The organism is Carboxylicivirga sp. (assembly GCF_982718395.1).
Genome location: NZ_CEXQWX010000160.1, coordinates 1 through 13448, shown reverse-complemented (window position 1 = coordinate 13448; position 13448 = coordinate 1). Strand labels below are relative to the sequence as shown.

6 protein-coding genes are annotated in these 13448 nt (G+C 35.2%); 2 read left to right on the top strand and 4 right to left on the bottom strand.

Annotated features, from left to right (window positions below; translation table 11 throughout):
• Both AC4MRQ_RS21015 and AC4MRQ_RS21010 read left to right on the top strand, forming a co-directional pair.
• A partial coding sequence (locus AC4MRQ_RS21015; RefSeq protein WP_491199688.1) for a T9SS type A sorting domain-containing protein occupies positions 1 to 722 on the top strand: 722 nt, incomplete at its 5' end.
• Between the two features lie 578 nt (positions 723 to 1300).
• On the top strand, positions 1301 to 10399 hold the full coding sequence (locus AC4MRQ_RS21010) for a sugar-binding protein (protein WP_491199687.1): 9099 nt from the start codon (positions 1301 to 1303) through the stop codon (positions 10397 to 10399).
• A gap of 308 nt (positions 10400 to 10707) precedes the next feature.
• Here the strand turns inward: AC4MRQ_RS21010 and AC4MRQ_RS21005 are convergent, their stop codons facing one another.
• The 4 genes from AC4MRQ_RS21005 to AC4MRQ_RS20990 all read right to left on the bottom strand — a co-directional run.
• Positions 10708 to 10992, bottom strand: coding sequence for a hypothetical protein (locus tag AC4MRQ_RS21005; RefSeq protein WP_491199686.1), 285 nt, complete (start codon positions 10990 to 10992; stop codon positions 10708 to 10710).
• 150 nt (positions 10993 to 11142) lie between these two features.
• A complete protein-coding gene (locus AC4MRQ_RS21000; RefSeq protein ID WP_491199685.1) occupies positions 11143 to 11952 on the bottom strand; it encodes an SDR family oxidoreductase in 810 nt (269 codons plus the stop codon).
• 104 nt (positions 11953 to 12056) lie between these two features.
• A complete protein-coding gene (locus AC4MRQ_RS20995) occupies positions 12057 to 12866 on the bottom strand; it encodes an EFR1 family ferrodoxin (protein ID WP_491199684.1) in 810 nt (269 codons plus the stop codon).
• Between the two features lie 95 nt (positions 12867 to 12961).
• Positions 12962 to 13448, bottom strand: a 487-nt coding sequence (locus AC4MRQ_RS20990; protein WP_491199683.1) for a Crp/Fnr family transcriptional regulator, incomplete at its 5' end; no start/stop codon positions are given.

Genomic DNA, 13448 nt, shown 5'->3' with positions numbered 1-13448 from the left:
GGATAGATGGTAATACTTATACATCAAGTAACAATACAGCTACACACACATTGGAGAATATACATGGCTGTGACAGTGTGGTTACCTTGGATTTAACCATGCATTACAGTAACACGGGAACCGATGTAATAACCGCCTGTGATAGTTATACCTGGATAGATGGTAATACTTATACATCAAGTAACAATACAGCTACACACACATTGGAAAATGTGCATGGTTGTGATAGTGTGATTACCTTGGATTTAACTATAAATACTGTAGATGTTTCAGTAAAAGAAAATGGTTTAACATTTACGGCTAATGCAAATGAGGCAAATTACCAATGGATTAATTGTGATAATGATTACACTCCAATTGATGGGGAGACAGGTCAAAGTTTTACACCTATAGAAAATGGCAGTTATGCAGTTATAGTAGATAATGGTTTATGTGCTGATACATCTATGTGTTATACGGTAACCGTAACAGGTATAAACAGGATTGAAAATAATCCACTTGATATTTATCCAAATCCAGCAAATGATATTATTGAGATTGGTATAGTAGAAAATGAGATACTTAAAATTAAAGTATTTAATATGTCCGGGAAGAAGGTGTTAGAAAAAATACCAGAAACACAAAATGAAAAAATAGATTTATCAGGTTTCGGCAACGGGTTATATATTATCATGGTAGAAACAGATAAAGAAATCTATACATCGAAAATAATAAAAGAGTAAATTAAGGATAAAGGCCTGGCGGTTCTACCTGTCAGGCTTTTAATAAATGTATACAAGCCTTGCACTTTAGCTTCCTTTGATATTCACATTTTGTAAAAGCAAAAATTGTAAAGAGGGACAAGGAAAATGGTTAACTATAAGGAATTTTCAGTCTTTCAATAAACACTATCAACACAGTTGGTATGTTACCTTTTGTTACCCCGACGTTAACATGTATTTCTTAGTTAAAATTTAATTACTCCTGACCTTTGTAGTATACTAAAGAGAATAAATGAACAAACTAAAAAATAAAGCTGAAACACTTAAGAAAAAAATTAGTGAGCACTCACAAGTTTTAAAAAACTATATGATTGATGACAACGGGAAGAAAGTATTAAAAAAGAATCTAAAATTTTAAAAAATTGAAACATTATGAGCACAAACTTTGCACAATTATCAATGAAAATCTTCTCTGTCATGAAGGTAGGTCAGAAGCATTGCAGGATGTTGACGACAACCTTATTTCAACAATTATAACTAAGGACTTTTCAACACTGTCAAATTATTGATTAACAATAAAATTGAATAAATATTAGCCTATGAAATTCAGGATAATTACACTCATTACAACCTGTTTGCTCTTGGTATATAGTATACAACCAACGCTTGGTCAAACAAAGCATACCGTAGGAGCATCGGGTAAAGATTTTACCACCATACAAGAAGCTGTTAACAGTGCATCAGTGGCAGAAGGTGATATCTTAATGCTTGAAGATGTAGTGCACACAGAGTACAACATAAATATCAATAAAAGTGTGGTAATTGCCGGAACAGGAGCAGAAACCACGACTATTCAGGCAGCTGCAAGTACAGCCGAAGCAACGGAACGTGTTTTCACTATTGCTTCAGGTACTACAGTAACCATAATTGACCTGACTATTACACATGGTAATACAACATTAAACGGTGGAGGTATTTATAATCAAGGTAACCTAACAGTTACCAATTGTAATATCGTCGATAATAATACAACCGGTAATGGAGGTGCTATTGCCAATTCTGGAGTACTTGCTGTTACCCGCACAAAGATATCTACTAATGCAGCAACAGTAAAAGGTGGAGGAATATGGGTAGCTAACGATAGCGAAAGTATACTTATTGAAAACTGTATTATTGAAAACAATACTGCAAATGAAGGAGCTGCTTATGCTGTAGATGATGAGGCCAATGATATTATTAAAAACACCCTGATCGTTAATAATACAGCTCTCCAAAACGGAGGTGGATTGTATACCTATTATGGTTCCATCACATTAAATAGTGTAACCATTAGTAAAAATACTGCCGGTAATAGAGGAGGTGGTATTTATACGGGTGAAGAGGGTGATATATACATACAAAACACAATTATTGCCAACAACGAATCAAGTAATATTTCAAATCATGATATATACGGTGAATTTACTTCAAATGGCCATAACATTATTGGAATATTTGGTGGGGGACTTAAAGCATTATCAGTAGATGAAGGTTCAGACTTACAAGGAACGAGCGAGAACCCAATTGATCCGCAACTGGACGAATCTTTTACTCCATGGTATGCATCTCCGGCAGTTAATGCAGGACCATCAAATGCCAATGGATTAGACCTTGCAGATGTTGATGTATATGGAAATGCAAGGATATACGATGGTGAAACTGATATTATTGATATTGGAGCCATAGAATTACAAGGAGAACCTTTGCCCACCTATTTAATACAAGTCTCAGTGCCGGAAATGCACTTGGATTTTGACAATGTTCCGGTTGATTCAACAGTTTATAAAAGCATTATCATTGAAAGTATAGGGCAAGCAGCCTTAACTATTGATTCCATTGTAGCCAGTGGTGGTTTTACTTTGTATATGGAAGGTGAAACTGGTGAGGACTCAGTACTATACGATAAAACAATTGGTTCGCGCAGTTCAGAAAACCTGTATGTAGGAATAACTTCAGATAAAGACGCTGTTTTTTCAGGCTCATTATCCATTTATAGCAATGCAACTAATAGCCCTGAAACAACTGTTGGTTTATCTGCAGCAGCAGTTTCAGGACAAGAATTTGTAAGTGGTGCTATTTTTGAAAATACCACATGGTGTGCTGATACTATTAAAGTGGGAGGTGATATAATTGTCGCTGAAAATGTAATACTTAGCATTTGTGCAGGTACTGTGGTTGATTTTATGGATGATTACTCAATGACAGTAAACGGTACATTGCAGGCTAATGGAACAGCATCTGATTCTATTATTTTTACAACTTCAAATTCAGAATGGATGGGAATAAGGTTTGAAAATGTTGTTTCCGCAAGTCATTCAACACTTAATTTTGTTAAAATCGAAAAAGGAAATGCCAACAATGGCGGTGGTATTTACATAGATGAAACAGCAACCCTTTTCATTTCAAATTCTGAAATAACTGGCAACAGTGCTCAATATAACGGAGGTGGTATTTATAATAAAGGACACCTTGAAATTGATTCTTCAAGCATATCTTCCAATAGAAACAATACAAGAAATTGGCAGTATGGCGGTGGAGGTATTGCCAATGAAGGTTATTTAAAAATCACTAATTCTAAGGTTGATAATAATTACGGTACAGCATACTACGGTGGAGGTATAGATGTTAACAATATGGAAGCAGAACTATATTTTGAGAATGTGTCAATTTCAGACAATTACAATTACCGAAATGGTGCAGGAATTTGTTTAAGGTTATTTGAAAAGGCAGAAATAATAAACTGTTTAATTGCCGATAATGAAATGGAACAGTTTTCTAATGGTGCGGGTATTTGTACTTTATATGATGCAAAAGGTAATTTAAAGATTATTAGTTCTACAATTGTAAAAAACACAACCAAAGGTTCAGGAGGTGGCCTATACTTTTACAATGGTTATATAACAATGGTAAATACTTTAATTTGGGATAACTATGCACTAAATGGTCCGGATGATATTTATGTTGATTCATCAGCAATGTTTACTTCATCTGGATATAACCTAATTTCAAATGAAGAAAATTTTGATTATCCGGGAATTGATAGCGACATTATTGGAACAAGTGGGCGCAATATAGATCCATTTTTAAATAATGATTACAAATTAAAGGAAACATCAATAGCAATAAATAGGGGATTAATTGATACTGCAGGTTGGAATATTCCTTTAAATGATATAGCTGGAAACCCAAGAATATATGATGGTGATATTGATGTGATGGATATAGGTGCTTTTGAGTACCAGGATAATCCAACTCTTACAAAATACTTAAACATCGACAATAGTAGCATTGATTTTCAATGGGTGACTATTGGAGAAGAGAGAGTTATTGAATTATTAATTGAAAATGTTGGACATGGTGAAGTTCATATAGACTCTATTGTTGTTCCTGATGAATTTGAGGTTTCTATTCAGAACCTTTCTTATAATGATACCTTAAGAGATATAATAATTGATTCATTTACTACGGATACATTATTAATAAAGTTTTCTCCGCTTTCTGAAATATCATATTTAGGTAATCTTTTAATTGAAAGTGACGATACTGATGAACCCACACGAAATATAAGCTTAGAGGGAGAAGGTGCAATTGGAACCATTCTAGCAGGTAATATTGCTACAAACACAACTATTTGTGCGGATACTGTTGATGTAATAGGGTCTGTTAGTGTGCAGGATGGAGTAACCTTAGAAATTTGTGCAGGTACAGTATTAAAAATTGCAGAAGGCTGTAACTTTGATATTCAGGGTACCTTAATTGCAGAAGGTACAGAAACTGATAGTATTCTGTTTACCAAAGCAGATGGTGCCGATGCCTGGGGAGGAATTCGTTTCCATAATACACCGGAAACCAATGATTCATCAAAAATTGCTTATACGATTCTAGAACGTAGTAAAACCAATAACGGAGGAGCTTTATATATTCATCTATTCTCAAAACTTGGTTTTAAGAACAATGTTGTAAGAGATAATATTGCAACATATAGTGGTGGTGGAATATATAATAATGGCTGGTTAACTGTTGAAAATTGTATTATCCAAAATAACAATACTTTAGACGGAAATAATAATAGAGGAGGCGGTGGAATTGCCAATACAAAGGCAATGACAATTATTAATTCTACAATTTCCGGTAATTCTACAATAAAGCAAGGTGGAGGTATTTGTAACAAAACCAATGACGCCATCATGAAAGTTTATAACTCGAAGATAGTCAGTAATTACTCAGGCTACTCGGGAGGTGGATTCGGGAATTATTTTGGAGATACTCTTTTAATTGTTAACTCAATATTGTCTGATAATACCATTGAAAGTGGTACAGGTGCAGCCATAAATCTTGAATCAGGTTTTGGAGGTGTTGTTATTGTAGAAAATTCAACCCTTGCAAATAATTCCATAAACACAGATGGATATTATGGTGGGGCTATATTTAGCGACTCTGCACCGGTTCACTTATCAAATACAATAATTACCAATAATAGCGATAATAATAATGGATACCCAAGTTTGTACGGAGGTGGGCAGTTTATATCCGGTGGATATAACTTTATTGATGATATTGGTAATCATATCTGGACGAATGCGACCGGTGATATAATAGGTACTTCTGACAATGTTCTGGATGCCTGGCTGGATTCTGGTTATATGCCAACCGACACATCATTGGTCGTTAATAAGGGAAATCCTTCAGGAGAGTATTCAGGTTTCGATTTGGCAGGAAACGCCAGAATTTATGATGGCACAATAGATATTGGAGCTTATGAGCTGCAATCGAGTAAAGTTTTAGCAGGTATGTCAATAGATGTTGATACATTGAATATTGATTTTGATTATCAACAAGTAGGAAAAGCATCATATGCTGTGAAAAGAAACTTGAGTTTTAACTCTGGAAACGATGATATTACAATTTCATCGATAACAGCACCTGCCGGTTATACCATATCAATTTCGGAAGACAATTCATTTACAAATACATTGTCAAATCTGGAGCTCTTACTTAATGGTGAAATAAACCTTTATGTTAGAATGGAACCGGAGGCTGAACAAGAATATACAGGATCAATCCTAATTAATAGTAATGCTGAACCTTCAGTAATTGAAATACCTGTTTCAGGTTATGCTGTTAATGAGATTACTCAATCTTTTAGCAAGGTTAATTCAGCACCTGTAATTGATGGATTAGTAGACGATTTATGGAATAGCATGTCGCATAATAGATTAAATCTGGCCGGTGAAGGTGATAATAGTAGACATGATTTAAACGCCAACTTTAGAGGAGTTTGGGATACCGACAGCCTTTACTTATTGGTGAAAGTAACCAACGATTATTTATATAACGGAGATGTTGACAGTTCATTGAACGATAATCTGGAATTATTCATCGATTTTAATAATTCAAAAGGGGACTCGTATGATAGTGACGATTACATGATTCGTTTTTCTTACGGTACAGAAACTCCAACATTTGTAAATGGCGAAAGCATCAGTATTAACTTTATTCAATACTCTCCTGATGCAGAAACCTTAATCTATGAAATTGCCATTCCATGGAATGAGGCAACAGATATAACTCCTGAAGAGGGTATAGAAATTGGAATTGAACTGAATATAAATGATAACGACGGTTCCGGTATTGAAGATCAAATTACATGGTATTCTAATTCTGTTGATAAAAATGAGAAACCATCGGTTTTTGGAATTATTGTTTTATTGGATGAAAGCGGAGAGGATACTCAACGTCCTATTTTTGAATTGAGTTATGGTGATCCTTATTTCACCATTACCTGCGAAGATTCTGTGAATATTCCTTTATCAATCACCAATGCCGGATCAGGACGAGAACTAATTTACAGTAGTAATTCTTTAGCAAGCCTTGAACAAGTACTGGAAAATTTGAATTCTAATTATACCACTGTTACAGATGTTATACCATATGCTTATAATTTTGATTTAGATGGGGAAAGTAATTATATAGATGATGGCGGTGGTGATGATATGTATGATGGTGGGAACTATCTGAATACAAATTATGAGTCAGAATTTAACTATTCAGATAATACTATTATCAACAGTACAGCATTTGGAACCAATGGTAAATACTTTACAAGAAAAGTAAATAATTTATTTGTGTTAGCAGCCGATGTAGACAATGTGGATTATTTTGAGATAACCGGAGAAACAGGTGCAGATGAAGAAGGATTTTCTGATGGTGCTATATTAGAGATAGTTATTGGTAGCACAGTTTACAAAGGGTATTTAAAACGAGTTTATGAAGATGACTGGGATCCTACCATCAATCAATTGATTATTTTTAAAGAAACTGATGGTGTAAGCCAAACATATGCAGAAAATACGGATGATGATCAACATAAAGTAGACGGACTTAATAATATTACCCGTTTATACTACCTGTTATATGCAGGGTTTGATGAAGGTAGTTATTATATTGAAGATGCTGATGCCCAGGAGATCATGACTTCGTTCTTAACGAACATTGTTGCGCGTGAATCTTCTGTTAATATTGGAAATGGTGAAATTGCTGCAGGAAATACAGTAAATATTGAGGTTCCTATTTCTACCTCAGGTTTACCGGAAGGAGTTACAGAAGGAGAATTTGTAATTTATTCAAATGATCCGTTTAATACTTCTGATACTGTTACCTATACCATTAATAAGGAAGGTCATCCGGTTATAGAGCTTGTACAAAGTCAATTCAATTTTGGCGAGGTAAAAGCATTCCATTATGCTAAAGATACCATACAAATTACCAATGGAGGTTGTACTACTTTAACGATAGACTCTATCTCATCAACCAACGATTACTTCTTTACTTTTGGAGAAGAGTTTACCATCCTTCCAGATGAAACTAAAGAAGTATACCTATATTTTGCACCTGAAGAAATTGGTGAATTCAATGAATTTATGACCATTCACAGTACTGATGGTGACAAAATCATTAATGTAAAAGGAGTAACTGCGGATACTATTTCTCCAATGGTAACAGCAGCATATGTAAATGATGATCAACCTGATATTTTAGTTCTTGAGTTTAATGAAGAAATTCAGTTTTCAGGTTATGATGGTTTTACAATAAATGGAATAACTGCTGAGATAACAGGCAATATTTCATTATCAAATAAAGTTGGATTAACCCTTTCTGAAGGAGTATTATTTGGAGAAACAATAACATTAGATTATGATAGTCTTTCGCTAAATGTGAATGATGTTGCAACACTTGAAAATCCGATGGCAAGCTTTACTGATATGCCAGTAGCCAATAATGTAGCCTTTGTTGATGTTGTTGCTCCAACCATTATAAAAGCAAGCGTAGAAAATGATAATCCAAATAAGATAGTACTGGAATTTGATGAGATAGTAAATGTCACACGATCAGTTAATTTTGGAATTAATGGAACAGGAGGTGAGATTACTGGTTACAACGGATCAGGTTCTCAAACAATTGTACTAACATTAGGTGCTAATGTTTTACATGGTGAGATTCTTACATTGAATTATTATACAGGAGACGGCGATGTAACCGATAATGCAGATATTTCAAATGAACTGGATGATATTACTGGGCTGACTATAATTAATAATGTAGAATACGTCGATATATTTGCTCCTGAATATGTATCCTCAAAAGTTGAAGATGCTTCACCAACACAGGTTATTGTAGAGTTTAATGAACCGGTATATTGTACCGATGCCTCAGAGTTTTCAATAACCGGAACTACCGGAACCATTACCGGAGTTTCCGGAACTGGAACTAATGTTCTTACATTTGACTTATCTGCAGATGTGGTATTTGGTGAAAGTCTTGAATTAATCTATGATATAGAAGATAAAGTAAAGGGCTTTGTTACTGATACAACAACTGTATTGAATGGACTTGAAAACTTTGGACCAGTAACCATTGTAAACAATGTATTATATAATGGAGGTCCACAATCGAACCCGGTTGTTATTGCAGCTTCAGTAGAAAATGATAACCCGAACCAATTGGTAGTAATCTTCGATGAAAATGTAACAATATCCAATGCTTTTGGGTTTACTTTTAACACGGCCTCAATAACAGGTGTAAGCGGATCAGGAACATCTACTCTTACTTTTACATTAGATAGAAATGTGAACTACGGAGATATTTTAATGCTGGATTATAATGGTACTAGTGGAGTTCAGGATGTAGATAGTAATCCATTGGCAGTATTTACTGACTTAAGTGTCATCAACAATGTTGAATTTGCTGATATTGTAGCTCCTGAGTTAGAAAAAGCATTTATTGAGAATGCCACTCCGACTTTATTAAATATGGTTTTTAGCGAAGAGGTTGAATTTACTGATGCATCAGGTTTTGCAATAACCGGGACCTCAGGTTCGATTACAGGAGTCAGCGGAAACGAAACAAATACTATTGTTATTGAGCTTGATGCTGCTGCGCTTTATGGCGAAAATGTAAAGGTAAGTTATACAAGTGTGTCAGGAAATGTAACTGATGCAACTGCCAACAGTCTTGAGGACATTACGAACTTCACAGTTATCAACTACGTTGAATATGTAGATAACATCAAACCGCAAATAGTTTCTGCTACAGTTGAAAACAATAATCCTTATGAAGTGGTGTTAACATTTAGTGAAGAAGTAAGTTATACCGATTTCAACGGACTGGGAATTGATGGAACAAGCGGATCAATAATTGATATTTCAGGGGATGGTACCAAGGTACTGACACTGACTCTGGATGATGAAGTTATATATGGAGAGATACTCACTTTGGATTATTCTTCAGGAACTATTGTTGACCTTGCAGCTTCACCAAACAGTATGGACGATTTTACAGGAATAGCCATTGTAAATAATGTTGAATCAGAAGCCATCAATCCTACAATCGTTAATGCAGTAATCAATAAGATAGATCCTGCGTCAGTTGTAGTTACTTTTGATGAAACTGTTTCTATTAGTGATATTACCGGATTCTCAATTTCCGGAACCTCAGGAACAATAGTTGGGGTTACAGGATCGGGTACCGTAACATTAACCTTCAGTCTTGATACAGAAGCTGTGCCTTGGGAAGAAATCACCTTAAGTTATGATGGTTTAGGAAATATTACTGACAGAGTTGGAAATATCCTTATGCCTGTTACCATTGATGTTATGAATAACATTTTAAATCATGATGCGACATTGGTCGATCTTAAAGTTGATGATATCACTGTCACAGATTTTGATCCTAATACTTTGACTTACTACATTAACTTAGCACATGGAACGAATGAGGTACCGGAAGTTGTGGCTACAGCAACTGATATGAACGCTGATGTATTAGTTACTGACGCAAGTTCGTTGCCTGGTACAACCACAGTTACAGTTACAGCTGAGGATGGTACAACAGAATTAATATATACTGTTCATTTCGCAATTGCGACTTCAATAGATGAGGAACCTTCGTTAGGCAAAATCAATATTTACCCAAATCCTACGAGTGGTTTTATTAATGTTGAAGCAGAATCTGGTTTAGAGCTTAGGATATATAATGATACGGGTAAATTGTGCAAAGAGGCACGTACAAATGAGCAAATAGATGTGCAACATTTAAGTTCTGGTGTATATTTTATAAGAATAGAAGGCACAACGCAAGCACACAAGTTTATCAAGCAATAAATGCAGTTTTAAAGCAATTGAAGAGGCTGTCCCAAAAGGATGGCCTCTTTCCTTTTATGAATAGCACCAATAATCCAAATCATTTAATATAGCGCCTCGATAAATCGTTGCCACAAAAGCTTGCTTCGCAATAGCGAAGATTCCTTGTTGGGAGCACTCAATACAATGATCGATAATCTTTCATATCCGGGATTTGATACTTTCAATTAGAAAGTTGTAAATAAAAAAGGTCACTAACCACTTGGGCTAGTAACCTTTAAACATATACGGAGTCACGAATATCGACTCAGGGATTTACAAAAAGTAAATTAGACGGGCTCTTTACCTGGTTCAATAGGATTTACCGGAGCCGGGATAACCGGGTTTTCAATCTCTGGCCTTTCAATTGGGTTTTCAGGTTCAGGCATAATCGGATTTTCAGGTACTTGCTCGATTGGATTAGCCGGATCGGGTCGTTCAATTGGATTTTCAACTTCTGCTTCAATTGGCGGTGCCACAGGAGGGGTAGGCTCTACAAATTTATCATCGCTACCACATGAAGTTAAAACAAGAACGAAAAGACTTACTGCTAAAAATGATTTTAAAGTTCTCATGACTCAAAAATTTAAATTAATAATTAGTTAAATATTACATTACAAAGATGAGGCATTGAGATACTGTTTATCGTTCCAAAAAAGTCAAGTACTAGTCCAAAACAGTCAATTGCTTCGAGAGCGTTTATTGAATAACTAATTCATCGAATATCACGAAAGGAATTGCTTAATCTGACTCATATAAGCATCTTCACCCTTTGCCTTGCGCATACCTACCAATTGTTCAGCTTTTGTTCCAATCAAATAGCGTAATTGTTGTTTTTCATCGGTAACAGCTCCAAAGATAGCTTCACTCAATTGTTCAGCAGATAAACTTCCTGAAGGTGCAGCAGACCTGTTTTTTATAAATGTTGCCAGTTTCTCATCATAGTCAGTTAGCCCTTCCTTTTTAGCAATGTCCATCGAACTGTTATGAAAATTGGTTTCTACAGCTCCTGGTTCGATCAATTTAACTTGTATGCCAAGCGTTTCTAACTCGTATGCTAAAGACTCCGAAAAGCCTTCAACGGCCCATTTACTTGAATGATACAAACTGTTAAAAGGGAAAGTAACTAGTCCGCTAAGCGATGAAATATTTACAAACATACCAGATTTATTAATCCTGAAATGAGGTAAAAAAGCCCTGGTAACATTCATTAATCCAAATACATTAACATCGAATTGTTGTTGAATTTGTCTGGATGTTGCCGCTTCAAAAGCCCCCATTAGGTCGTACCCGGCGTTATTTACAACAACATCTATCTTACCAAAATCATGAATAATCTGTTCAGTTACTCGATTAACTGACCCTTCATCTGCTACATTCAATGCATATAGATAGATGTTTTCCATCTGCTTCAGCTCTGTTTCATTCTCAGGTTTTCTCATGGTCGCAGCTACTTTCCAGCCTTTTGCTGCGAAATATTTTGCTGTTGCTTTACCGATACCTGAACTTGTTCCTGTAATTACTATTGATTTCATGTGTTTAAATTTTATTTTCATTTACCATATGCCTGCCGACGCAGACGGGGAACTCACAAGTAAATTTTGTTCTTTTATAGGTTTAATAAGATATATCAATCAACTTATGACGTTTTTGATATTAGTTCGGAAATTGGCCTTTTGATTCCCTCATATTGTTCAAATGGCTCGTTCAAAAGCTTGTAGGCGTTTTTCGGACAGACATGCATACATCGAATACATCCGACACATTGGTTTAAGAATACAATCCTTCCATCATTAAGTCTGATATTGCCGTTTGAGCATTTTTTTACACATACTCCACATCCAGAACACTTATCTGAATCAACTTTCATCATCAATTTAGCAAGCCTTGGCAGCATTGTCGCTTTAATGGCTTTTGCAATAAAGTATTGCTTCTTTTTTTGATACCCGGAACGCTCATCAATAAATACTTCTTCATTAACGAATGCATCCATTAATTCCGCAACGCCATCGTATATATTTAGAAGCGTTTGTTTAAACTTTTCTTCACCAAATTTGGGTTGATCCTTTCTGAACATGTAGAAATTATTAGGTGCCAGGAATGCACGTGCACCAACTACTTTAAATCCCTTTTTAGATACAAAATCCTTAATTATCAAGTGTCCATAAGCAATTTTCCAGCTGTGTGTTACGTAGGTTATAAACTTTGCATTGGGGTTGTTTTTTACAGAAATGTACTTGGAAATATAATCAGTCATATTAAAAGTGGACACAGCGTTTTGAGTGGGTGTACCTGCAACAAACAAATCATAACCCTTGTGGACATTTTTCTGTTTTGTAATGTCAATCATATCCACTTTATACTTTAAGTCTTCCAGGTAACTCTTAAATACTTCTCCTACTCTCAGTGTATTACCTGTTCCTGAAAAATATACTATTGCTGCTTTCATAAACTCTTGTGTATCTATTTTACCTTTAAAAACGATCAATATTTTCAAAGGCAAAGTAAGCTGGCACAACCCGGCTTAGAAATAACAAAAGATAATTAACGATTTTTCTTGCTGTTTTTCGTAATTCTGGATTTAATCCTTGAGAGAGAAACAGTGGTAACACCAAGGTAAGAAGCAAGATATTTTTGTGGAACACGTTGAAGCAAATCAGGATGTTTTTGGCAGAACTGTACGTATCGTTCTTCAGGAGAAAGAATAGTAAAGAAATGAAGCCTCTCAGTAGCATCTATTAGCATCTCTCTAATTCCTTGTTTTTCGAGTAATCTTAAAGTAGACTCTGATTTTATAACTTTCTGAAATATTTTGGCGTTTACAGCCAGTATGTCTGATTCCTCAATAGCTTCAATAGTGATTTCGGATGGCTTATTATGCAGAATAGAATTATAAGATGCACTGCGCATTTTTGCTTTTGCTATCAATACGGTTCGTTCCTCGCCGCTTGCAGTAACAACATACGACCTTAATAAGCCTCTTAATATAAGGTGCATATTAGCGTTAACTTCGCCCTGATGAACGATCTTG